Origin of the sequence: Pseudoalteromonas sp. Z9A4 (assembly GCF_011378845.1) — a bacterium.
Lineage (GTDB): Bacteria > Pseudomonadota > Gammaproteobacteria > Enterobacterales > Alteromonadaceae > Pseudoalteromonas > Pseudoalteromonas arctica.
In genome coordinates, this window is record NZ_WTLA01000026.1 from 1 (window position 1) to 23,284 (window position 23,284).

The 23,284-nt window shown below is 36.7% G+C and carries 20 protein-coding genes and 1 pseudogene; 15 read left to right on the forward strand and 6 right to left on the reverse strand.

Going from position 1 to position 23,284, the window contains the following annotated elements; all coding sequences use genetic code 11:
* The first annotated feature begins 176 nt into the window (after window positions 1-176).
* On the forward strand, window positions 177-902 hold the full coding sequence (locus tag GQR54_RS15915) for an SIMPL domain-containing protein (RefSeq protein WP_166378897.1): 726 nt from the start codon (window positions 177-179) through the stop codon (window positions 900-902).
* Between the two features lie 134 nt (window positions 903-1,036).
* On the opposite strand, the gene GQR54_RS15920 is transcribed toward GQR54_RS15915, so the two are convergent.
* On the reverse strand, window positions 1,037-2,383 hold the full coding sequence (locus GQR54_RS15920; RefSeq protein WP_165728638.1) for a DUF2254 domain-containing protein: 1,347 nt from the start codon (window positions 2,381-2,383) through the stop codon (window positions 1,037-1,039).
* 153 nt (window positions 2,384-2,536) lie between these two features.
* Here GQR54_RS15920 and GQR54_RS15925 point away from each other — a divergent pair, with 153 nt between their 5' ends.
* The 14 genes from GQR54_RS15925 to GQR54_RS15990 all read left to right on the forward strand — a co-directional run bounded on the left by GQR54_RS15925 (window position 2,537) and on the right by GQR54_RS15990 (window position 17,401).
* Window positions 2,537-2,908 carry an MAPEG family protein gene (locus tag GQR54_RS15925; protein WP_007586689.1) on the forward strand — a complete coding sequence of 124 codons (372 nt, stop codon included), beginning with the start codon at window positions 2,537-2,539 and terminating at the stop codon, window positions 2,906-2,908.
* Window positions 2,909-2,922: 14 nt separating this feature from the next.
* Window positions 2,923-3,555 carry a sulfotransferase gene (locus GQR54_RS15930; protein WP_166378899.1) on the forward strand — a complete coding sequence of 211 codons (633 nt, stop codon included), beginning with the start codon at window positions 2,923-2,925 and terminating at the stop codon, window positions 3,553-3,555.
* Between the two features lie 47 nt (window positions 3,556-3,602).
* Complete coding sequence (locus tag GQR54_RS15935; RefSeq protein WP_007586685.1) at window positions 3,603-4,175, forward strand: tRNA-(ms[2]io[6]A)-hydroxylase; 573 nt, start codon at window positions 3,603-3,605, stop codon at window positions 4,173-4,175.
* 213 nt (window positions 4,176-4,388) lie between these two features.
* Window positions 4,389-6,308: a pilus assembly protein N-terminal domain-containing protein gene (locus tag GQR54_RS15940; protein ID WP_166378901.1), complete on the forward strand. Its 1,920-nt coding sequence runs from the start codon at window positions 4,389-4,391 to the stop codon at window positions 6,306-6,308.
* Entirely contained in the window at window positions 6,305-6,982 is a 678-nt protein-coding gene (locus tag GQR54_RS15945; RefSeq protein WP_166378903.1) for a hypothetical protein, read from the forward strand. Before GQR54_RS15940 ends, GQR54_RS15945 begins: the two co-directional genes overlap by 4 nt.
* Before the next feature lie 373 nt (window positions 6,983-7,355).
* Window positions 7,356-7,745 (forward strand): hypothetical protein, encoded by a 390-nt coding sequence (locus tag GQR54_RS15950; protein ID WP_010552792.1) that lies wholly within the window; start codon window positions 7,356-7,358, stop codon window positions 7,743-7,745.
* Between the two features lie 97 nt (window positions 7,746-7,842).
* Window positions 7,843-8,610, forward strand: coding sequence for a hypothetical protein (locus GQR54_RS15955; RefSeq protein ID WP_166378905.1), 768 nt, complete (start codon window positions 7,843-7,845; stop codon window positions 8,608-8,610).
* Between the two features lie 6 nt (window positions 8,611-8,616).
* Window positions 8,617-9,915 (forward strand): ATPase, T2SS/T4P/T4SS family, encoded by a 1,299-nt coding sequence (locus GQR54_RS15960; protein WP_002960858.1) that lies wholly within the window; start codon window positions 8,617-8,619, stop codon window positions 9,913-9,915.
* Window positions 9,908-10,783 (forward strand): type II secretion system F family protein, encoded by an 876-nt coding sequence (locus GQR54_RS15965; protein WP_024589373.1) that lies wholly within the window; start codon window positions 9,908-9,910, stop codon window positions 10,781-10,783. The genes GQR54_RS15960 and GQR54_RS15965 overlap by 8 nt, the downstream gene beginning before the upstream one ends.
* The gene (locus tag GQR54_RS15970) at window positions 10,780-11,595 is read left to right on the forward strand and encodes a hypothetical protein (RefSeq protein WP_007586675.1); all 816 of its coding nucleotides are present in this window, start codon (window positions 10,780-10,782) and stop codon (window positions 11,593-11,595) included. Before GQR54_RS15965 ends, GQR54_RS15970 begins: the two co-directional genes overlap by 4 nt.
* Before the next feature lie 9 nt (window positions 11,596-11,604).
* Window positions 11,605-12,771 (forward strand): hypothetical protein, encoded by a 1,167-nt coding sequence (locus tag GQR54_RS15975; protein WP_166378907.1) that lies wholly within the window; start codon window positions 11,605-11,607, stop codon window positions 12,769-12,771.
* Entirely contained in the window at window positions 12,768-15,653 is a 2,886-nt protein-coding gene (locus GQR54_RS15980; protein ID WP_166378909.1) for a hybrid sensor histidine kinase/response regulator, read from the forward strand. The genes GQR54_RS15975 and GQR54_RS15980 overlap by 4 nt, the downstream gene beginning before the upstream one ends.
* A 37-nt stretch (window positions 15,654-15,690) precedes the next feature.
* Window positions 15,691-16,116, forward strand: coding sequence for a response regulator (locus tag GQR54_RS15985; RefSeq protein WP_010552799.1), 426 nt, complete (start codon window positions 15,691-15,693; stop codon window positions 16,114-16,116).
* Between the two features lie 460 nt (window positions 16,117-16,576).
* Window positions 16,577-17,401, forward strand: a complete 825-nt coding sequence (locus GQR54_RS15990; protein WP_166378911.1) for an alpha/beta hydrolase — start codon at window positions 16,577-16,579, stop codon at window positions 17,399-17,401.
* A gap of 421 nt (window positions 17,402-17,822) precedes the next feature.
* On the opposite strand, the gene GQR54_RS15995 is transcribed toward GQR54_RS15990, so the two are convergent.
* The 5 genes and pseudogenes from GQR54_RS15995 to GQR54_RS16015 all read right to left on the reverse strand — a co-directional run bounded on the left by GQR54_RS15995 (window position 17,823) and on the right by GQR54_RS16015 (window position 23,199).
* Window positions 17,823-18,782 carry a sugar-binding transcriptional regulator gene (locus GQR54_RS15995; protein WP_002960874.1) on the reverse strand — a complete coding sequence of 320 codons (960 nt, stop codon included), beginning with the start codon at window positions 18,780-18,782 and terminating at the stop codon, window positions 17,823-17,825.
* A 249-nt stretch (window positions 18,783-19,031) separates the two neighbouring features.
* Window positions 19,032-20,033 (reverse strand): ABC transporter ATP-binding protein, encoded by a 1,002-nt coding sequence (locus GQR54_RS16000; protein ID WP_166378913.1) that lies wholly within the window; start codon window positions 20,031-20,033, stop codon window positions 19,032-19,034.
* Between the two features lie 10 nt (window positions 20,034-20,043).
* Window positions 20,044-20,873: pseudogene (locus GQR54_RS16005) on the reverse strand (carbohydrate ABC transporter permease).
* A 2-nt stretch (window positions 20,874-20,875) separates the two neighbouring features.
* The gene (locus tag GQR54_RS16010) at window positions 20,876-21,748 is read right to left on the reverse strand and encodes a sugar ABC transporter permease (RefSeq protein WP_002960879.1); all 873 of its coding nucleotides are present in this window, start codon (window positions 21,746-21,748) and stop codon (window positions 20,876-20,878) included.
* Window positions 21,749-21,894: 146 nt separating this feature from the next.
* Window positions 21,895-23,199 (reverse strand): sugar ABC transporter substrate-binding protein, encoded by a 1,305-nt coding sequence (locus tag GQR54_RS16015; protein ID WP_166378915.1) that lies wholly within the window; start codon window positions 23,197-23,199, stop codon window positions 21,895-21,897.
* Window positions 23,200-23,284 lie beyond the last annotated feature (85 nt).

Below are 23,284 nucleotides of genomic sequence, written 5' to 3' on the forward strand. Positions count from 1 at the left end.
AAAAAAATCCGTAGTTAGTTTCCTAACTACGGATTTTGCATGATCGTTTGGATCGGTCAACCGGTCATTTTCTTAACTGATCGGCATTAGGCAATTGCCTGTTTTTTTGTGCTTGTTCATATTTAATTAACCACGTAAGGTCTTTAATAGCATTTACAAAATTAAAGGATCGACTAATGAAAACACTGACTCTTGTTTTAGGTAGTGCACTGGCTTTAAACGTACTTAGTTTTGATGCACTCGCGGCAGCGACACCCGATGCTCCTCATATTTATGTTAAGGGCGAAGCGACTCTTACTACAATGCCAGATTACGTACAGCTTAGTGTAGGTATTACCGAAGTTGATAAAGACTTAATTGCAGCTAAAAATAAAACCGACTTAACCATCGCTAAGGCAATTAAGCTCGTAAAAGAAATTGGTGTTAAAGAGGGAGATATAAACGCCGGACAAATTTCAATAAACCGTGATAGCCAATACAACCGCACTACCGGTAATCAAGAATTTAAAGGCTTTAAGGTTTCTCGTACGTTAACAGTAAAACTCAGCGATATAAATAAATACCCAGAGTTACTACAAAGCTTAGTTAACAACGGTATTAACGAAATTAATCAAACGCAATTTTTAGCAAGTAACTATAACGAGCTGCATAAAAAAGCGCAAAAGTTAGCAATTAAAGATGCACGGGATGCTGCAAAAGAGTTTAGTGAAGATTATGGCGTTGACTTAAAAGGTTTGTACAGCGCATCACTGAGCCCACTCAATGTGCAGTCGCAGCCTTATATGCGCGCAGAAAAAGTAATGATGGCTGATAGCGCACCAAGTAACTATGTACCTGATGCCTTCCATACTGGAGAGATTAAAGTTACTGCCTCAAGCTATGCTGTGTACTACATAGATTAAAATATAGGTTCTTCCTAGGGACGATTAACTCTATGTTGCTCGGTTTTTACTTAGCCCACTAGGTTACAAACCTCGCGCCGCGATTTAATCGCCCCTAAATTGAACAAATTTCAATCCAAATAATTCAACACACCCTAGTGGTGCTCAAAACGTGCCACCAACTTCTCACCTTGCTCTTGGCTGATACGCGCTATTGAGTTAAGCATATTAGTTACTTCGCGTCTGTCGTATTCATTAGTTACATGTTCATTTATGTCATCAACAATTGCATTTAAATAATTAAATAAACTGTTTCGTGCATCGGTATCTTTATGGGCAACAAACAAAATATTTTTAAATGCCTCAAGCACGTTTGTCATTACGTATGCATCGCCTTTGGCGTAATTACGCAGCGGTGTAAAGTTGTCGTGTAATAACTCATCAAAGCTTGTTTCATGAAGGTATAACAATGGGGCATTATCACTGTGCTTAAACGAGTAGTTAATATCGTTAATTGACAGCCTTTGGATAAGTAAAATACTCAGCATATCAATTGATTTAACCGCAGTACCTGGATCGTTGATACCCGGGCTCATTGCCTTAACTGCAATCTCAGATATTTGCGTTAACCCATAACGGTAATGATCGCTAATGTACTCTTCTATATAAAAAATAAAGCAGTCGAGAATTTTATTTATCAGCTCTTCATCGTTTGCTATATCTTTATTACATTTTAAAAACGGGTAACCTTTAACTGTAAAATAGCCTTGGTTAACAGAGATATACACCTTTATATCTTGCTCTGCCAAAATGGCACACAGCTTATCGGTATGTACGCCTTTATAATATCCCTCTGTTTTACTGCTTACCGAATGCCACTTGCTAAAGTCTGGAAAGTCTTCAACTGGGTTCTCTTGTTGTCTTAGTATTATTGTTTTAATTTCGTTTTTAGTTTGGCTAAACAAGCCATTTAATACGTTATCAACCTGAATGGCACGAGAGATTGAATGTATAAAAAACACAAATAAACCTAATGAAATCAAGCCAAAAACAAGTGCAAACAACACACCAATTGAAGGAATAGCCGTACTGCCACCTTCAAGTTTATTAATGTTTATAAGCATAATAATTGAGTAAATTATGCTGCCTAAATAAAAGCCCAAAACCATTTGGTGTGATTTACGCGTAATAAGCCCAGGCACTACGCGGGGCGATAAACTCGCACTGGCCGAATTTAAAACCACCATTACCATCGAAAAACTAAACACGGTAAGCGAAATAATACTCCCCGCTAAAGTGCTTAAAATAGTACGCGCGTTTTCGGCGCTATCAACAAGTACAACCGATATAAACGATTTTAGCTGCTCAATAGGGGCTAAATATTCAACCGACATAGTTATAATGGCAAATACTAAAAAGCCCACTGAAAGCATAGAAGGGTAAAAGCCAATACTGTTAATCATTTCACGGTAACTGTCGGCTACTTTGCGAGGTACAAACATAAAATCCTTATGTAATTTTCTACTTACTTAATACCCTTAGCTTAGCATAGGCATTTATTAAACTTCTGATAATGCTGCTCAAATTTATATGTTATTATCACGCCCACAATAATAAAGCGCATGCTTATGCGATAAAAATAACAGGAAAACGCCGTGATCATTTCAACTTATGCTGCATTACTTGCATTCTTTTACATTTATTTGAGCTTTAACGTAATAAAAGTGCGCCGCGCGGAGCAGATATCACTTGGTGATAATGGTAACGCAACGCTACAACGTGCTGTGCGTGCCCACGCTAACTTTATGGAGTACGTGCCAATTGCTTTAATTTTGCTTTTTTTAGCAGAATACCAAGGGCTTGCTAGCCATTACTGTCATATATTAGGTGGTGCGTTATTAATAGGGCGTGTGTTTCAAAATTTAGGCATAGTAGAAAAAAGCCTGAAATATCGCCAAATTGGTACCATTACTACATTTTTGGTGATTATTGTTAGCGCCTTTGTATTGCTAGTGACACGTGGCTAATTAAAGAAAAGTTAATGAGCAAAATATTTATAATAGGTTTACCGCGTACCGGCACTACTAGTGTGTGCCACGCATTTTTAGAGCTTGGTATTACAACGGCGCATACCGCGTATACTAATGCTTGTTTTGAAAATGCTAACGCGATTGCCGACACTCCCATATTTAATGACTTTAAAGCGCTTGATATTCATTACCCAGACTCTAAGTTTATTTATTTAGAGCGCGAACTTGGTGCATGGCTTGTATCAATAAAACAGCTTTTAACGCGTATGCACACTAATTTAACCCGTGCAGACGGGGGCTTTAATATTCATATAAAACGCTGTTATTTAAATACGTTTAGTGAGCTTTCGCTTAATAATATTAGCGACGATAGTTACTTAGCTCACTGCTATAAAACACATTTTAATGATGCTCAAACGTACTTTAATAACCGTGACAACGATTTTTTATCCATTGATATAGCAAAGCCTGATAGCTATAAAAAGCTATGCAATTTTTTAGCGTTAAAAAGTGATAAAACTGATTTTGAAAAAATGAATATGGGTGGCAAAGTTACCGCGTGGAACGATATTAAACACCCGTTAAAAGTTGAATCTACCTCTAAAGGACGGATAGATAAATTACTGCCTTACAAGATTTTTTAAATCAAATACGTTAAAATCCCCGCATTATTATTTAAGTTGTACAGAACATGTTTGAATTAAAATACCACACCCCATTTGAATGGACCGAAGTTGTCCTTGCTGACTTTAATACTTTTTTACAAGATCACGCCGCTGCAGAAAAAAAAGCATCGGGTATGGCTATGTCTATGCTTTCGCATTATCCAGACAAACGTAAATTAGTAAAAGCTATGACCGACTTAGCGCTAGAAGAATTAATACACTTTAAACAAGTACTTAAATTGCTTTTAGAGCGAGATGTAAACTTAGGTGACGACAAAAAAGACCCGTACATAAAACAAATACGTGCACTGTTTAGACACGGTCGTGATGGTTTTTTAATGGACCGATTACTGGTTGGCGGTGTAATTGAAGCACGTGGCCACGAGCGTTTTTCTTTAGTTGCACAAGCGCTTCCTGAGGGTAAAGAAAAAGACTTTTATGTTGCTATTGCTAAGTCAGAAGAAAAACATAAAAACCTATTTGTAGAACTAGCTTACGAATACTTTGAAAAAGAAGAAGTTGATGTTCGTCTAGAAGAGCTGCTTATAGCTGAAGCTAAAATCTGTGAAAGCATCCCGTTTACAGCCGCTTTGCATTAATTAAAACTAGCGTAAAGCGTATTTTCACTCGCTTTGCGCCACACACCTCTGCTCTTATTTCTTTGTTAACCTCTTCATGATTTGTTGATTTGCAATTTGCGAATCAAAATAATAAAAAACACGTTTATACATCTTAATCCACTGATTATAAATACAAAAACCCTTGGTCTCATACTTGCTACCTATACAGTAAGCAAATTGAGGGAAAGGCTTATGTTAAAATTTATTTTTATACTATTACTAATATCTTTTACCGCTATGGGCAGTGAAAGTCATTTAGATTATATAGAAAATGCAAATGGTGAGCGGGTACAAAAAGTATCGCACTTAGTTAAATGGACGCATACTCGCTTTGTGTTTACCCGTGATATTTCTCGTATTGCACTTGGCCACGAAACAACACTTGATGTGAACGTGGTAAATGGCCGTGAGCTACTAATTTTAGCTAAAAAGTTGGGCCGTACATCTATGATGGTGTGGTACGACGATAAAAGCTCTGAAACATTTTTACTTGGCGTAACCGAAGACTACAGCGTACTAGAAAATGCCTTAAACGATATTCATCCTGACGTACAGCTAACCATAGCGCCTGATCGCCATGCGGTTGTATTGCGCGGTGAAGTACCTACTATAAATTATCGTCATGCCGCTTATGAAGCTGCAAAAAACTACCTTTATGCCAGTAGCTCACAAGCATCACAACCCGTTATCACCTCAAATCCTAACCAAGGTATGTTTAATTCACTTGCTCAACGCTTGCAAGGCTTGGGTAACGCAAACGGCGGCAGCTCTCAAAACTCGAGTAAAGTCGCTATTATTAATTTAATAAAAGTAACTCAAGCACCCAAGCCAAAAGAAGAGCGTATTAGCGAAGTGATTAAATCAATGGGCGCAGATAAAGTGACCATTAAACGCATCTCGGTTGATGAGTTATCAAATGACGACAACGATGTGTTTTTACTTTCCGGCTCTGTAAAAAACCAGATAGAGCTAGTGCGCTTATTAAATACAATTAATAAATTATTCGAACCAGAGCAAGCATTACAAACTCAGGGTTCTCCTCTTGCTCCTAATAATTTAATGGGCGGCGCAACGCAGGATAAAAGTTCAGGTATTGAAGTACTTGCCAACGAGTCAGGCGGTTTAATAAATGATGCTACCTCAGGATTAAATTTAAGTAATGTGAGTTCTAATATTGCAAGAGCAACGTTGCTGTCAGTGGCTGGCGGTAAAGTTTTATCAAGTATTGAAGTTGAAGATTTACCGCAAGTGCGTGTATCGGTGCAGCTATACGAAGTAAATCAACGTAGGTTAAAGCAATGGCGCCCAGATATTAGCGTGCTCTCTAATGGATATGAAAAAGAAGCGGGTTTATTTGGCCGTGACGGTATGACTAATCGTGAATCTGGCTCTGCAACAATAGAAAATGCGCTGCAATTAATTGGCGGTCAATTAACTAATAACTTACAGCTTTCTACCTCACAGTTTGCCATTGATATGTTATTTTCATTACTTGAACAAGAAGGTATTTCTCGAACGCTTTCTCGCCCTACAATCACGGTTTTAGCCGGTGAAAGTGCCGTGTTTAAAGTCGGTGGTGAAGTACCTGTACCTACAAGTTATAGCCCATCTGGAATTACAAGCGGTCAGCAAGGTAGTAGTGGGTCGGTGTTTAGCGGTACAGAATTTAAATCATTCGGAGTTGAATTAAATGTACGCGCCATGGTTGACGACAAAGATAGAATAACACTTGATCTAAACCCAGTAATTTCATTACCCGATACCACGTTAACCGCCGAAATTGCACAGAGTACAGGCAGCAGTTTAAATAGCAGTGCATTTAATACACGCAGCATGCAAACATCAACACGTTTAAAAGACGGACAACCTCTTATTATTGGTGGCTTAATTAGCACCGATAACAACGCAAGCCACGACTTTGTACCTGATGGCAACGGCAATAGCATGCTAGGAAAGTTAAGCGAAACAACCAGTAAAAGTGAAAACAACCGCGAGCTAATTATTGTTGTTACTCCAAACCTGGTGCGTGAGCCAATTAATACCTTACGTTCGTGGGAACAGGCAAATATCGACACTCAAGTACTTAGCTATATACAGGAGCAAGGGCTATGAGAATATTTTATATTATTTTACTGCTTACTTTATCGGGTTGCGCTCATATTGATTACAAGCCAACAGTAAATCCTTACAACGCGTTGAGTGACATCGTTAAAAAATACCAATTAAATGCCCAACCATTAAAGTGTGAAGGTATAAATGCAAGTAACTGTTTGAGCCTAGTGCATGAGGTGAATCAATTAATGCTTGAACACCCCGATAACACGGCAATACTGTCGATATCGGCCTACGTACTTTATAAAAGTGGCCGTGCTAATCAATCTCAACAAGTTATAAACACATTACTGAATAAAGCTAATCCACCATTAAATGCAATTACTTTAGGGGTTACGTTAGCAATAGAGCAAGGTAATTTAGCTAAAGCAAAAAGTATTGCTCAATACGGCGTTGATGTTTTTGGTACACATGCTTCACCATACCTGCAAATGGCCTCTATACATTATGCTCAGGGCAGTTACGTTATAGCTTCAAACTACTTAGAGCTTTCGGTTAAGTTTGGTTTAAATAGCACCGCCTATTTTTACCATAAAGGGTTAATTGAAGAAGCTAATACCAATAATTTATTGGCCTGTGGCTATTATGAGCAAGTTTTACGTGCAGAACCCACGCATAAAAAAGCACTTGCTAGGCGCGGTAAACTCTCCGTTTTAGGTAATTGTTATTCTTAAGGCCTTCGGGCCTTTTTTTATACCTAAAATTTGGCATTATTAAGGAGCCAAAACCACTTTATTATTTATCAACAATACAAGTAAAGCTTACGCTCATCCTACGTTTTATACGTAACCTCACAAAACTGCTTTTAATATTTACCCCTTACACTATCCATCAGTTTTAATAATACTTTCAATAACGTAAACCTAGCATTATTTATCTAAAATATTTTTAATATTGATTTGCATTTTGCAAATCAAAAATGAAAACATCTAATAAACAATAACCATTAAAAACATAACCAACTGTATTTAATGGTTATTTATAGCTGGCATGGTCCTCGCAATATGTAAAGTGAGCATAAGCTCTTCTAATTTAAAGGCTACGATTATGAAAACTATTAAACATAACTTAAATAGCAAAAAGCAAAAAGGTTTTGTACTAACGTCAGAGCTAATCATTCTTTCTACTTCAATGGTAGCAGCACTTGTAATTGGTTTATCTACATTACGTGACTCGGTAACCAGCGAACTTGAAGATGTAGCTGAAGCAATTGGCTCACTTGACCAAAGCTATGTATTTGACGGCATGATTAACGCCGAAGGCACTGCTGAAGTGTCTGGCTCTGGGTTTGTAGATTCAGTTGATGTGTACGCAGGCGATGGCAGTTCATTCACTTTTGTTGCATCAGACTTTAGTGAAAGTGCCGCACTTGTTAATGCAACACCAAGCGGCGATGCTGCAACACGTACAGCAGCTGGCGGTTCGCAAGGTAACTAACGCAAGGTACCCAATATAAGGCAACCAGGTTTGAATACCAAGCTTAAGGCTCACTGCCACAAAAGTGTGGCAGTGAAAGTTACTCTGGAGGAATATTATGAAAAGTAAAAGTAACAAAGGCGCAACCACTGCGGCTCTCACATTACTCATCACCTCTGGCATGTTAGCTTCGGCTTTGGGCATTAGACAGGTAAACGATGAAAATAGCGTAACAGCCTGGGTAGTAAACAAAAATATGTCGGCCGGTCAAATAGTAACCGTTCACGATGTAGAGCAAAAAAGTATAGATCCAAGTAACTATTCAAATATTGCACTGAGCGTTCAAAATCCGCGTGCATTAATTGGTCAAAAATTAGCAACTAACAAAATGGTTGAACAACCCTTGTTCGACACCGATTTTATTAGAGCGAAAAGCCAAAATTTGTCAGAAGCCATACCAGCAGGGCGTGTTTTATATACCTTAAAACTAAACACCTTAGATATTCCGCTTTCGCGCATACACAAAGGTGACCGACTCGACATAGTCGCTAAAACTAATCGCTTAGTAAGAACAGTTGCCCGTGATGTACAGCTTATTGGTGTTTCAAAAGGTCCTAAATCGCAAGCCGCTAAAAGTGGCGTAATGGATAATTTAGCTAAAGAGTCTAATTCTGCTGCGGGCGGTGTTTCATTAGTCCTTGCGGTACTTCCAAAAGATGTTTATTCGTTGGCGGGTATAGATAACGCCGACAAAGTTTCAATTATTGTGCATAGCGCTTATGACATTGAACAAGGTCGTTTGCAAAACTTTTCACGCTTACAAACCAGTCGCACAATCGAAGTGGTTAAAGGCGTTAAAAATGAAGCTGTATATGTAGCTAAGTGAGTTTTTATGTTTAATTTATCAAGCAAACATGAAGAAGTTCAAACCAGTTTAAGTACCTTTGAAGAGCTTAAAAAGCTATTGCACGATGCCGTTATCGAAGAGTACGAACAAGAACCAACCGCGCTTTTATCAAGTAACGTTCTCGAAAAAATCTCTGCACTGTGCAGTGAAATTCCACAATTTAATCAATCTTCATTTAATCAACATCAGCAAGCCCAAGTTGTTCAGGCTGTATTTGATGAAATTCAGGGTCTGGGTCCTATTGCACAGTTTATGCTGGACGATCAGGTTAGTGATATTTTAATAAACGACACACAAGATATATGGATTGATAAACAAGGAAAACTACTTTGCACAGCCAGTAAGTTTGATGACGAACGCCATTTACGCCGATTTGTTGATCGCTTACTTGATGGCTGTGGTCGCCAAGTCAATGCGCTTATGCCAATTGTTGATGGCAAACTAAAAGATGGTAGCCGAGTTCATATTATTGTACCGCCTGCGTGTACCAGCGCCGCGATTGTATCGATTCGTAAGTTTAATCATAAAAAAATAAACGATGACTTTTTAGTTAATAATCATTTTTTAGATAAAAACATCTTATCATTTTTAAAAAGCGCAGTTAAAACAGGCGTTAATATTTTAGTGTGTGGCAATGCTGGGGCTGGTAAAACGTCATTATTGAACGTACTTGCCAACTCAATTAATCCAAATGAACGTGTTGTAACCATTGAAGAAAGCGCTGAACTTAATTTGCATCACAACCACGTTGTGCAATTAGAAGCCCACGACACAAACAGCGATGGTAAAGGTGCAGTTAGCCTAAGAGATTTAGTAAAAGCAGCCCTTAGAATGCGCGCAGATAGAATACTTGTTGGAGAGGTACGCTCTGGCGAAGTAATCGATATGCTCCAAGCAATGAACTGTGGTCACCAAGGTTCGATGACGACCATACATGCTAACAGTGCAAATGATGCCGTTATTCGTTTATCTACCTTAGTGCAGTTACACAATGCACAACTGAGCGATACCCATACAAGTTCGCTAATCGCGTCGAGTATTCAACTTATTGTGCATGTTTCTCGTTCAACTAATGGCACCCGAACTCTAAAAAGTATTGGTGAAATTAAGCGTGTTAATGGCGGCGCACATTTTAGCCCGCTTTATAGTATTAACGAAGCAGAGCCAGTACAAAGTGAGTTAATAGATAACTCAAGTGTTATTGAGTTTATGAAAGGCCAAGGGGCAAATGCAAAAGAATTAAAAGCATTACTGCACAATAACCCGGAGGCTAACAATGACTAAACTTGATTATTTATTAGCTATAGCGGCGGTTATAACCTTTGTACTTGCAACTAGTGTGTTGGTTTCTTTGTATGCTAAAAATAAAAGCAGCCAAGGCACTAAAAAAGTAGATATTTTAGAAGAAAAAGACGTACTTACTCTGTCACTACGAGTGCTAGGCTTAAACATAAGTAACGCCTGGTTTATAAGCATGGCGTGCTCGCTCTCTAGTAGTTCATGGTTTTTAGCTAAATTATATTACCCTGAGGCATCAACCAGCGCGTTTATTATTTCAATCGTGGTTTTTGTAACCTGTTTTATAACTGTGATTGACTTGGCTCATTATAAATTAGCAAAATTTGAGCATCATTTTTTAGAATTTATTGAAACCGTACAATCGTGTTTAAGCACTGGGCTATCGCTACAGCAATCAATGCAGTTTGCTGATGAACATGCAGACCCATATATAAAAAAACAAAGCACCTTACTAATACAACGCATGAGCATGGGTAGTGATGCCGAAACGTCGTTTGCCCCTTTAATTGAAAGATACAACTGCGAAACCGTAAGATTGTTTGCTCATAGTATCATTACACACACACAAAGCCAGTGCGATTTAACCGATATGCTAAAAAGCGTATGCAACATGATGTCGCTTCGGACCCTCGACCGCCAACAGCTAAAAGCTAAGCTTTCGGGCACTAAATACGCTGCTGTATTTAGTGGTTTTTTACCTTACGCACTAATTCCTTTATTTAGCTATACCGATCCAACCTGGTTTGAACCATTATTAAACGACCCTAATGGTATTGCATTTATAACGGTTGCGCTTCTTTGTCAGCTATTTGGTTTTTTATGGCTACGCCTTAGCTTAAGGGTAACATTATGATTGATATACTTTTACTTATCGGACTTTTAGTAAGTATGGGGTCATTTATCCATATTCATAGGCAATCTCTTAAAGTTGAATTAGATAAACCCGATACTAAAAACATTAATTGGTATCCGCTAATCATCATCTCTAAACGTCAATTAAGACAAGCAGGGATTCAAATTAATAAAATATTAATAAGCCTGTACTGCTTCAAAGTGGCTGCTACTTTTAGTGCATTTACGGTTATAGAGCTAACAGGTTATGAGCTGAGCCAATCGATTAAATTGTTACTGTGTTTTATGTGTTTTTTTGCACCCGAATGCTGGTTTTTATTACGTAAAAATCAACGCAAAACCACTATTAATAATAGCTTAGAGTTTTTTTTACGGGTGTTACTGGTTTACATGCGCGCTGGATTTTCACTAGAGCGCTCATTTGCACTGGCGGTTGATCATGGATTAAGTCAAAAACACCCATTATACAAAGAGCTAAAGTTATTTTTATTCGAACTAAGCGCAGGTAAAGATCGTGAATTTGCATTTAATTCACTTTTTGAAAGAACCGGCGTATTAGGAATTAAAAAGCTCGCCAACTTAATGTTAATAGGGTCAAAACTTGGTACGCCACTTATCCAAGCAGTAGAGGCTCAACTTGAGGGCCTAGCTCTAAAAAAGAACATTTTACTCGCTAAAAAGGTAAACAAAAAAGCGATGCACACAACCTTTCCCATTATCTTAATTTGTTTTCCGATGTTTTTGGTATTGGTGTTTTTTCCCGCAGCATTACAAGTAATGAACGTACTTAAAATGCTTGTAGAAGTGTTATAGGAGCCTGATATGAAAAAGCATTATCAACAAGGGTACATACTTACTATTGAGCTTATATTAATTATTACAATTTTAATTATTGGTTCAATTGGTGGGGTGATTTTAGTCAGGGATGCCCTTATTAAGCGCCATCAAACTAAAGTAGATAATCAAATTACTGTCGTTGATGCTAATAATACACCACTCGGTATTGCAGTAAGTTTTGATGAGCACCAAGCACCACTCATTTTTTATACAGACCGTGGAGCAAACAACACGTACCGAGCATTAATAGGCATACGAGACGATAGGTTTACATCGCGCGAAGCCGTTTATTACGATGCACCAAATTGCCAAGGTAATCCCTGTTTAAAAGGCTTAAGCGACGAAGCAACCGATAGCCAAGGTGTAAGTAAACTAAATAATACCGGTAATGTAAGTTATATAAATGCGCTGCAGCAAGGTCCAAATTATGCAATAGGGCAGTTAGGTAATACCGTTATTGGTCAGTTATTAAGAAGTACGCCACAACAATGCCCAGCTAATAGTGAACAAATTCTATCTCGTTATGTATCGCAAAAAGTAGTAACAGGCTCACCTTGTGAAAGCTTTGAAATAGATAAGCAACCGGCTGACAGTAGTTGTTTAGTTGGAGTAACAGCTTTAGGTAATCCACTTTTAGGTACAAGCGATCAAGGTTTATCGCAATCGTGTGATACATGCCAAACGGGGTACGAATCGCAAGGTGACATACTTGATTTATATTTACCTCAGGTAGAACCGCTTTTAAATACAGCCCTTAATGCGCTGTCATTAGTTGGTATTGGAACAAGTGTTGATATAGAGCTTGGTACAATATGCTGCCCAGAAGGTACACGCTTAGAAGAAGATGAAAACATTGTAGAGACACTCGTCTTCACTATTTTACAAACTACATTTGAGCTCGCCGGTATTGATTTAGTAAATAACCTTATCATTAGTGAAACACTGAGCTTAATAGGGATTGAGCCAGGCATTACATATTGCAAAACATCACTTAATTTAGTTAATGCAGAACAAGTAATTAATATCACCACAGGCGAACCAGCACTTAGTAGCTTAACACCACCATTTAAAGTTTTACTGCCAGTACATAGCGGCCAAAACAGTACAACGTGGATACATACTCCCCCAAAAGGGGAAGGAGAACGTCAATGAACGCCTCAAATATATTTACTTCACATGCTAATTTAGTAGATACACCAACTGATGAAATATCAACAGAAATTAAAGAAACGCTAACACTACTAAAACAGTTTTATGATGTTCCAATTGTTAAATTTATCGATTTTAGAGAGGTTTATTCAGAGCAGTTAATAACCTGCAACGATAAAGAAAGCGTCGAAAATGAGTTATTAAGCTATCAAAAACGCTGTACACAAGAAAAACTATATTTATTTGAAGATACTTTTTTTGATGATGTATCAAACAACACGCACAAATTAATTCGTTTTTATGCACAATATCCAATTTATAGTGTCACTAATAAATTAATTGGCGTAGTGCTGATGGCCGATTTAGCACCTAAAACATTAATAGGTTCACAAAAAGATCAGTTTATTTCATTTGCTCAATTATTACAGACACAGTTAAATAAAAATTCAGATTCAGTAAGTAATCAAAGTACTAAGCCTGCGAAAAAAAATTATGGTGAAAAGTATATTCATGTATTTAGTTTAGCGCCCGTCGCATTTTTAATTGCATTAGTATTATGCTCATTCACTGCATTACTTCTTTATACTATTGAAAAAAAGGAGCTGCAAAGTAATTACAATCAACAAACCCAGCAATTACGTAAAACGTTATTTAATGCATTAGAGCGATTTGATAATCAAGGATTGTATATATCTCAAAAAGATTTAGTTATTGCAGGCTTTTTGCAAAGCCAAAATAACTATACAAAAGAGCAGCTTAACAATTTAGTGCAGAGTCAGGTTTCACAAAATTTAACTTACAAAGGGTATGTTGTGTTTGATTCTGAGTATAACCAGCTTGCACTTTGGTCAAAAAATAATTTTGATTTAGCCGCGTATGGGTTTACAAACTGGTTAGAAAAATTTAATAAAAGAGCAAATAAACAAGCAGTAGAAGTATTTACGGTTGCTGATACGGCCTTCTTAATTTCTGAAATAAAAATAAAACAAGGCTCTATTTATACACTTACAGCATTTGATTTAAGTAAGTTTTTAAAAGCCGTTATTGGCAAATTAAACACTGAAAATTATAACGTTTTTATAGCAACACCACAGTTTACTTTAGGAAAACAAGGAGAAGTAAACCCGAGTATAATTAAAAATAGTATTAGCGCTTTAAGCAGTCGTTTTCCTCCTACTTGGCGCTTGCATGTGCAACCAATGAATAAAATAGTACGACCACAAATAACTAAATACAGTTTAATTAGATTAGGGTTAATCTCTTTTTGTGTATTCGCGTTTGTGTATTATTTTTTACGTTTGCCAAGGCGTTTACACAGTGAAATAAAACAAAAAAATCAGTTAATACTCAATAGAGAGGAGCTTTTTTCAAGTTCGCTGGATGCATTGCCGCATGGGTTTGCTATTTTTAATAGCCACGAATTTCCTGTGATTACCAATAATGCTTTTAATCTTTTATTTGCACAGGTGAATAAACAAAGCAGTCAGCTATCGTATAGCCAGCTGATAAGTATTGCGCAGCAGCATAATATTATAAATCACTACCACGAACATCATAAGCTTGATGATGACCGTAACCAATTAATAGATATAGGTTTTACAGACGGGAAGTGGATAACTGTATTACAAAGACATACAGATTTTAATGGTTTCGTTTGCTACTTTAGAGATGATACAGAGGCACATCAAAAAGAATGTTTACTCGCTGATGTTCTCGAAAAATCAAAACAGACAAATCAATTAAAAGAAAAATTTGTTACAAGGCTTAGTCGTCAGTTAAAAACGCCTTTATCATCTTTAAAGTCATTAGTTGAAATATCTAAAGATCCAATAAGCTTTAACGAATTTAAAAACAATGTGGGGAATATTTCTGATGCATGCGACCAGCTCGAAAGTGTAATTCAACAACTCGTAAATATAAATAAATCGGAAATAGGTAAGTTAAAGCTTCAGGCCAAAAACGTAAACCTAAATCAAATGATCAATAATAACATGTCGATTTTAGCTAAAGAGGCTGAAAATAAAAGAATCGTTCTTAAAAATAATATTACGCCTGAATTAACGGTCGCAAGCGATGAAAAGTTAATTTCTCAATTGGTTATTCAATTAGTGACTGAGGTTTTGGATTCATCAAATAATACAACGCTTTCAATTAACGCTCAGATTAAAAATGAAAGTAATCGTAATTACTTACACCTCGATTTTTCATTAAGTAATTTGATCGACAGTAGTAACTTTATAACTGAGCTTAAAAGTATATCGGGTGATGATATAACGCGCTTTATAGATGATAAAGACGTGTCATTAGAGTTAAAGTTTTTTATTTCAATATTTAAAATGTTAGGTGGTAAAGCGATAACTGTAAGTAGTAACGCGAATAAATCAACGATATCACTTTCTATGTTGGTAAACATAGCAACCAAACAAGGTAAGGGTAAAGACAACGAGCAAGAAGCACCAAGTAGCTCGTTAACAAATAATGATTTAGTAAAAGCTAGTTTAGTAACTAACAAACACCAAAACACGCTATTACTGGTTGATGACGATCCTCTTGTTGAGATTGTAATTAGAGCGATGCTAAAAAATGAGAATATTAAAATAGATTACGCGCGAAGTGCAATAGAAGCGATGTTGATGGTATCGCAAAACAGTTACGACATTATTTTAATGGACATAGTAATGCCAGAATTGTCGGGAACTGACGCTATGTTAAAAATTAAAAAACACAGTGACAATTTGAAAACTAAAATAATTGCGCATACATCGACACCCGATACAGATTCAAAATACGTTAACCAGGGCTTTGATGACATGCTATTAAAACCAGTAAAACAAGGTGTACTAATAAACCAAATAACACGCATTTTAAAAGATAAGTCGTTATAAATTAGCGTATATTACTGGAACAGTAATGAGGTAAAACATGAAAAACACTATTGAAAATATGGCTGAAGTTATCGAGTTTAAAGTAACGCCAATAAATAAAACTAAACGACTGCTTTTAGTAGATGATGACTTGCTAATAGAAATAGTAATTAGAAAAATGCTTAACGAAGAAAATATTTTAATAGATTTCGCATCAAGTGCTATAGAGGCGCTACTTATGGTTTCTCAAAATATTTACGATATTATTTTAATGGATATAGTAATGCCGCAATTTACAGGCACAGACGCAATGCTAAAAATAAGAAAGCATGCTGACGCATCAGCAACAAAAATTATCGCTCATACATTTAGTGAAAACGAAAATAGTGATAACAAGTATGTGAAGCTTGGGTTTAACGGCCTGTTATTGAAGCCAGTTAAGCAAAGTGTATTAATAGAAAATATTAGATATTTTTTGGAATGATAAATTGAAACAGTAGGGCGGTTAACTATTTTTTATTTATAGCTTACTAAAAAGTTAAATTATAATTTTTGAAAGCACTAATATTTATTAGTGCTTTTGCGTATATGAACCTTTAATTTATTTAAATTTGTAAAAGTTCTTTAATAATAATTATTATTTCAAATTATTCCTTCAAAGTATTACAAACTACGCTTTTGTAATTGTTGCATGTATACGAGTCATCGTTTCACACTTCTTAAAGCGGTTTGATAATCACAATTATTAAACACTGCAATATTATAAAGTCAGTAAATTTATTTAGCCTAGAGCCCACTTATCACAGGGGTTTAACTTTTAAAACATTAAGATTTTTTAATAACTAATAAATACTCATCTTGGGATGGAATTTGCTTTATAAGGCTATATTCCACTTTTATAGTTCAATAAACATTATAATTTTTAATGTTAAAGAGGCAAAATTATGAGCAAAACACAGTACGTTACAGTAGATGGTCATCAAATTGCTTATCAAGAAATGGGACAAGGAACACCTTTATTATTGATACACGGAATACCAACCAATAAATTTTTATGGCGAAATGTGATGCCAAAACTTGCATCAAAACATCGAGTAATAGCGCCTGATTTACTAAACTTTGGTGAATCTGATATGCCAATTAACACCGATGTATCTATAAATGCGCAATGTAGAATAATGTGTAAGTTTATGGAAGAACTCGGTATTTCTAAAGTTAATATTGCTGCACATGATATTGGTGGTGGTGTTGCTCAATTAATGGCTGTAAATCATCCGGATAAAGTAAACGGGTTGGTTTTAATTGATAGTGTATGTTTTGACTCTTGGCCAATACCAGAATTTGAACCTTTGCTAGAACCAGGTGTAGAAGAAAAAACAACTGTATCCGAATTTGTTGATACATTAAGAGATTTCATGCCCAAAGGTGTTTACGACTCGAGCGTAATGACTGAAGAGTTGATGAAAATATACTTAGCACCATGGAGTAATGAAAAAGGAAAAGCCGCTTTATTTAGTAACATGCGCAGGCTCAATAAAGAATATACCGAAGCTATTACAGGCGATCTTAAAAGCTTACCTCATGAAACACTCATAATATGGGGTAAAGATGACAAGTTTCAAAAGCCAAAGTATGCGCCAATGTTAGAAGAAGCAATTCCAAATTCATCATTGATTTGGATAGATAGAGCCGCTCATTGGGTTATTGATGAACATCCAGATAAAGTGTCTGAGCTTATTAGTGAATTTATGAATGATAAAACATTCTAATAAATTGGTAGGGTGATTTAAAAGTCATTATTTTCAATAACTTAGATTTAATTAGGTAAAGTAGCTATTAGGTAATCATTGTTTATACCGCTTGATAATATTAATAACCAAGCGGTATTTCTATATGTTCAAGAAGCTAATACCGTAAATGGGGAAGGCACTAACTATTAAGATAAGTAGGTTAATGCTTATTAAATAGTCAAAATATCGCGTTTATACGTTAATTAATGAAGGTGAGTAACTTAGGTTTGTATTTATTTATTCTATTTAACATAATATAAATTATAGGTAGTTAATGTATATATAGAAAGAGCGCTTAAATGCGCCCTTACTATGTCCAATACTAGACGGTATCGGACATTAAGTGATTTTATTACAATAACAGGTATTACTAATACAGATACTTTATTTATCAATTTGTTTAATCAATACTTAATAAACGCTCAGCTGTATATTCGTTAGTAATTAATCCGCTGATCATGTTTGACCTTACTGCGCCCAAAATGGCTAACACTTTTTCCTCACCAGCAGCTATCGCATAAATCTGTTTGTTAGCATTTGTTTTTAATGGCGTACTTGCTACACGCTGATTAACTGTGCAATCTAAAAGCTTACCGTTTTTATCAAACACCCAACTAATCATTTCACCAACGGCACCAAGATCTTGTAACTCTTTAAGTTCTTGCGCATCAATAAAACCATCTATATGTAATGGCGATTTTTCACCTAAGCTACCAATACCCACAAATGTTACATCGGCATCTTTAGCGAGTTTTAAATTACCGGTAATATTTTGTTGTGCATGTAACTGTTCTTTTTCTTCAATACTTCTTGGTAAAACTGGCAATGGCATTGGGTAATGTTTTGCATTGGTGTGTTCGGCCATTCTTACTACAACATCATAAGGTGAAGCCGATCCATCCAAAGCCATATTACCTAGCATTGCTACAATTTTATGTTGCGGACAATCAACAGTTCTTAGCTCATCTACACATGAACGTAAAACTCGACCGGTTCCCATAGCAAGTACTTTGGGTTGTTCTGATTTTAAATGACGTTCTATTTCAGCCGCGCCAGCTTGAGCCAAACCTAATGTAGACGATGGTTCAGACGGATCGCTCGGTACAACTTCGCACGAATCTAACCCAAAACGGCTTTTTAATTTTTCGGCCAAATCCATACATTTAGCAATCGGGTGGTCAAGTCTAACTTTAATTAATCCTTGGCTCACAGATAATGCGACCATTCTTTGTGCAGATTGACGAGATATATTTAGCTTTTTAGCAATTTCATCTTGTGTGTTACCGCCAACATAATATAACCACCCTGCTCTGGCTGCATCATCTAGCTTTCTAATTTCTGTATTTGATAGCTTTACCACGTAAACCTCTTAAAATATAAGGAAAACTAAATCCTTATTTTCATTACATAATTTTAATTATATGTGCTGCTATATAAATTATTTTATTAATTTTGGAATATCTATTTATCAATAACGTTTTTGTTATTTATAATTGTAAATATACCATTCCTTAATAAAAAATACCTAGGTTTCATAGGATTATGTAATTAGAATTTAGTTGATAGCACCCTTATAAAGGTGCTATTTAAGGTAATTAAAAAATTGGCTTTAGCGTATTGTTAAACCATCTTTATCAAACTTTAATATTTTATCTGCCGGTGCGCTTAGGTAAATACTGTCGCCATATTTTAATGGGCAATCACCATCCGCTTTTACTGTTACGGTACCTTTGCCTTCAATATTTATATGTAAAAAGCTCTCCGATCCTAAATGCTCAATTACACCTACAGTTCCAGCCCAAGTACCTTGCTCAGTAGAGAGTGTTATATGCTCTGGTCGTATACCAATACAGCTAACATTCGCATCTTCATTTTGTGGAGCATCTATAAAATTCATTTTTGGCGAACCTATAAAACCAGCTACAAATTTGTTTACAGGGTTTTTATAAAGCTCTAAAGGTGTGCCTACTTGTTCAATAATACCGGCATTAAATACCGCGATTCTATCTGCCATTGTCATGGCTTCAACCTGATCGTGTGTAACATAAATCATTGTTGTAGCTAAACTTTTATGTAATTCAGATATTTCTAAACGCATATTTACACGTAGTGACGCATCAAGATTTGAAAGTGGTTCGTCAAATAAAAATGCCGAAGGCTGACGTACAATTGCGCGCCCTATCGCTACACGCTGGCGCTGACCGCCCGACAATTGCCCAGGCTTTCGGTCTAAATAATCGGTCAAATTAAGTATTTTAGCGGCATTAGCAATTTTACTTTCGATTTCTGCAGGGCTAACCTTGGCTCTTTTTAAAGGAAACGCAATATTGTTACGCACTGTCATATGCGGATATAACGCATAGGATTGAAACACCATTGCTAAGCCTCTTTTTGCAGGCGGTGTTTTTGTAGCGTCAATGCCATCAATTTCTATATTACCACTGGTGGTATCTTCAAGCCCTGCTATCATACGAAGTAATGTAGATTTACCACAGCCCGACGGACCAACAAAAACGATGAACTCACCGTCTTTTATTTCTAGATCGAGTGGTTTAATTACGTTTACTTCATCAAAGTTTTTAGTGACTTGTTTTAGTGTGATGCTGCCCATGTGTATTCTCCTATTTTACTGCGCCGAAACTTAATCCACGCACTAATTTTTTTTGACTAAACCAACCAAGTATTAAAATTGGCACAATGGCATGGCAGATGCTGCCGATAACTTAGCGTAAAATAACCCCTCAGGGCTTGAGTAACTGGCAATAAATGCCGTTAAAGGTGCAGCATTTGCAGCGGTTAAAATAAGTGTCCAAAACGCTTCGTTCCACGACAAAATAACATTTAGCAATAACGTTGAGGCTATACCCGGTAAGGCTATTGGCAATAAAACATGGAATATTTCTTCACCAATTGTTGCGCCATCCATACGAGAAGCTTCAAGTATTTCGTTTGGTATTTCTCTAAAGTAGGTGTAAAGCATCCATACCATTATTGGTAAGTTAATGAGTGTCATTACAATCACTAAACCTAATTTTGTATCGAGTAACGCAAAGTCACGAAACAATAAATAAATCGGAATAAGTACGCCTACTGGCGGTAACATTTTGGTTGAAAGCATCCACATTAATAAATGCTTTGTTTTTTTAGTTTGTACAAAAGCCATAGACCACGCAGCAGGTACCGCAATTAATAACCCTAGTAAACTTGAACCTAGCGATATAACCACAGAATTCCAAAAATGGGTAAAGTATGGCGAACGCGACAGTACATCTCGGTAATTTTCGAGCGTCCAATCGAACGCATATAAGCTTGGGCTTGCTGAAATTGCTTCGGCTTCCGTTTTAAAACTGGTGATTAACGTCCATAAAATTGGAAAGAAAATCATGCCGCTTATTGTCCATGCAGCAATGGTATAAATTAGTTTGGAACGACGGCTATCTTTTATAGTCATAATTAACCCTCCAAGTTTTTGCCAATTAAGCGCATTAAAAATATAGCGACTATATTTGCAATAATAACTGCAACTATGCCCCCTGCCGAACCGCCGCCTACATCAAACTGAAGTAGCGATTGCGTATAAATTAAGTACGTTATATTGGTTGACGAATAACCAGGACCGCCACTAGTTGTGACTAATATTTCAGCAAAAATTGACAGTAAAAATATAGTTTCGATTAATATAACCGCAGTTACAGCGCGCGATAAGTGCGGTAAAACGATGTAAAAGAACTTACTAAATGGGCCAGCTCCGTCCAAATCAGCCGCTTCTAATTGTTCACGGTCTAATGATTGTATTGCTGTTAGCAGTATTAATGCTGCAAACGGTAACCACTGCCAAGACACAATTATGATGATTGAAAATAACGGCATTTGAGCAAAAAAGTCGATAGGTTCAAAGCCAAGCCAAATCGCAAAGTGTGCAAATAAGCCATTAACTGGGTTCATTAGCATGTTTTTCCATACCAATGCCGACACAGTTGGCATTACAAAAAATGGAGCTAATACCATAATGCGAACGTAGTTTCGTCCCCATATTGCTTGGTCTAGTAAAATAGCTAAGCCAATACCACCACAAATAGTGATAAGTAATACCCCAGTTACTAGGTAAAGCGTGTTAAAAAATGATTCAAAAAAAGCCGGATCAGTTAGAAAAAATTCATAGTTTAAAAAGCCTACAAACTCTTTATCCCCAGGAACGAGTAAGTTGTAATCAATAAATGAAAAATACAGTGTCATACACAGCGGAACTATCATCCAAGCAAGTAATAAAATTACACTAGGAAGAAGCATAAACCGAGCAAGCGTGCGCGAGTTAGTTGTTGCCATAAAGGTGACCTTAAAAAAGCCAATTCTATTTACTTGTTAACTATCAAGTGAAAATCAGAAACCCTTGATAGCGTTTATAACTAACAAGTAAATAGAATTGACATAAAATATTGGGTAAGTTTGAGTACTTACCCGCCCATTACATGCTATTTAGGATAGCGAGCTTTACGCATTGTTCGCTCAACGAGGTGCTGAGACGTACTAAGCGCTTGCTTAACGGTCATTTGGCCAGTTAATGCTGCTGAAAATTGTTGCCCAACAGCTGTACCAATTCCTTGAAACTCAGGAATAGCAACAAACTGAATACCTACATAAGGTACTGGTTTAACGGTCGGATTTTTAGGATCTGCAGATTGAATAGAATCTAAGGTAATTTGCGCAAACGGTGCTGCGTCCATGTACTTTTGATTACTGTAAAGTGATTTACGTGTACCTGGCGGTACTTTTGCCCAACCTTTTTTGTCGGCTACAAGTTGAGTGTATTCTTTAGATGTTGCCCAGCTAATAAATTTCATTGCGGCATTTGGTTTTTTGCTGCTTGCCGGTACGGCTAAAGTCCAAGACCATAACCAGTTACCGCGTTTACCTAGGCCGTTATCTGGTGCAAGTGCAAACCCTACTTTATCGGCAACTTCTGAGTCTTTTTTGTTGGTAACAAATGCACCAGCAACGGTTGCATCAATCCAAATACCACATTTTCCGGTTTGAAATAGTGCAAGGTTTTCATTAAAACCGTTTGCAGATGAACCAGCAGGACCAGATTCTTTCATCACATCTACATAATACTGAAGGGTATTTTCCCACTCTGGGGTATTAAACTGTGGCTTCCAGTTTTCATCAAACCAACGAGCACCAAACGAATTTGCCATGGATGTAATAAGCGCAACGTTTTCGCCCCAACCTGCTTTACCACGTAAACAAAGACCATATACCCCTTCTTTTTTATCTGTCATCGCTTTAGCAGCTTTGCGTATAAAGTCCCATGTTGGGGCTTTAGGCATAGTTAGCCCTGCTTTTTCCATTAAGTCAGTGCGGTACATAACCATTGAACTTTCACCATAAAATGGTGCAGCATAAAGCTTATCGTTAATCGTTAAACCGCTTCGGATTGCAGGTATTAAATCGTCTAAATCGTAGTTTTCACCTAAATTATCCAGCTCTTTTAGCCAATTTTGCTTGCCCCAAATAGGTACTTCATAAGTACCTATGGTCATTACATCGTATTGGCCGCCTTTTGTTGCTACATCGGTAGTGACACGTTGGCGAAGAATGTTTTCTTCTAGCGTTACCCATTTTAGGTCTATGTCAGGGTTTTGGCTGGTAAAGTTACTACTTAATTCTTTCATGGTGATCATATCACCATTATTTACAGTGGCTATTGTAATCGTTTCTTTTGCAACAGCGCCCATGCTTATAAAGCCACACGCGAGCATAATTAATTTATTTTTCATCGGGTATTCCCCATACACATTATGTTTTAACAAGTGCTATTAAATTTCAATCAATTACCAATTCTATTTATGGCAGTTTTAACGC

What these genes read in the sequence shown, in the direction of transcription:
- GQR54_RS15920 (WP_165728638.1), bottom strand. Translation starts at nt 2,383, where the DNA reads ATGTTTGTACCTCGCAAAGTAGCCGACAGTTACCGTGAAATGATTAAC.
- GQR54_RS16015 (WP_166378915.1), bottom strand. Translation starts at nt 23,199, where the DNA reads ATGAAAAATAAATTAATTATGCTCGCGTGTGGCTTTATAAGCATGGGC.
- GQR54_RS15970 (WP_007586675.1), top strand. Translation starts at nt 10,780, where the DNA reads ATGATTGATATACTTTTACTTATCGGACTTTTAGTAAGTATGGGGTCA.
- GQR54_RS15980 (WP_166378909.1), top strand. Translation starts at nt 12,768, where the DNA reads ATGAACGCCTCAAATATATTTACTTCACATGCTAATTTAGTAGATACA.
- GQR54_RS15960 (WP_002960858.1), top strand. Translation starts at nt 8,617, where the DNA reads ATGTTTAATTTATCAAGCAAACATGAAGAAGTTCAAACCAGTTTAAGT.
- GQR54_RS15985 (WP_010552799.1), top strand. Translation starts at nt 15,691, where the DNA reads ATGAAAAACACTATTGAAAATATGGCTGAAGTTATCGAGTTTAAAGTA.
- GQR54_RS15990 (WP_166378911.1), top strand. Translation starts at nt 16,577, where the DNA reads ATGAGCAAAACACAGTACGTTACAGTAGATGGTCATCAAATTGCTTAT.
- GQR54_RS15955 (WP_166378905.1), top strand. Translation starts at nt 7,843, where the DNA reads ATGAAAAGTAAAAGTAACAAAGGCGCAACCACTGCGGCTCTCACATTA.
- GQR54_RS15915 (WP_166378897.1), top strand. Translation starts at nt 177, where the DNA reads ATGAAAACACTGACTCTTGTTTTAGGTAGTGCACTGGCTTTAAACGTA.
- GQR54_RS15950 (WP_010552792.1), top strand. Translation starts at nt 7,356, where the DNA reads ATGAAAACTATTAAACATAACTTAAATAGCAAAAAGCAAAAAGGTTTT.
- GQR54_RS15975 (WP_166378907.1), top strand. Translation starts at nt 11,605, where the DNA reads ATGAAAAAGCATTATCAACAAGGGTACATACTTACTATTGAGCTTATA.
- GQR54_RS15965 (WP_024589373.1), top strand. Translation starts at nt 9,908, where the DNA reads ATGACTAAACTTGATTATTTATTAGCTATAGCGGCGGTTATAACCTTT.
- GQR54_RS15930 (WP_166378899.1), top strand. Translation starts at nt 2,923, where the DNA reads ATGAGCAAAATATTTATAATAGGTTTACCGCGTACCGGCACTACTAGT.
- GQR54_RS15940 (WP_166378901.1), top strand. Translation starts at nt 4,389, where the DNA reads ATGTTAAAATTTATTTTTATACTATTACTAATATCTTTTACCGCTATG.
- GQR54_RS15945 (WP_166378903.1), top strand. Translation starts at nt 6,305, where the DNA reads ATGAGAATATTTTATATTATTTTACTGCTTACTTTATCGGGTTGCGCT.
- GQR54_RS16000 (WP_166378913.1), bottom strand. Translation starts at nt 20,033, where the DNA reads ATGGGCAGCATCACACTAAAACAAGTCACTAAAAACTTTGATGAAGTA.
- GQR54_RS15935 (WP_007586685.1), top strand. Translation starts at nt 3,603, where the DNA reads ATGTTTGAATTAAAATACCACACCCCATTTGAATGGACCGAAGTTGTC.
- GQR54_RS16010 (WP_002960879.1), bottom strand. Translation starts at nt 21,748, where the DNA reads ATGGCAACAACTAACTCGCGCACGCTTGCTCGGTTTATGCTTCTTCCT.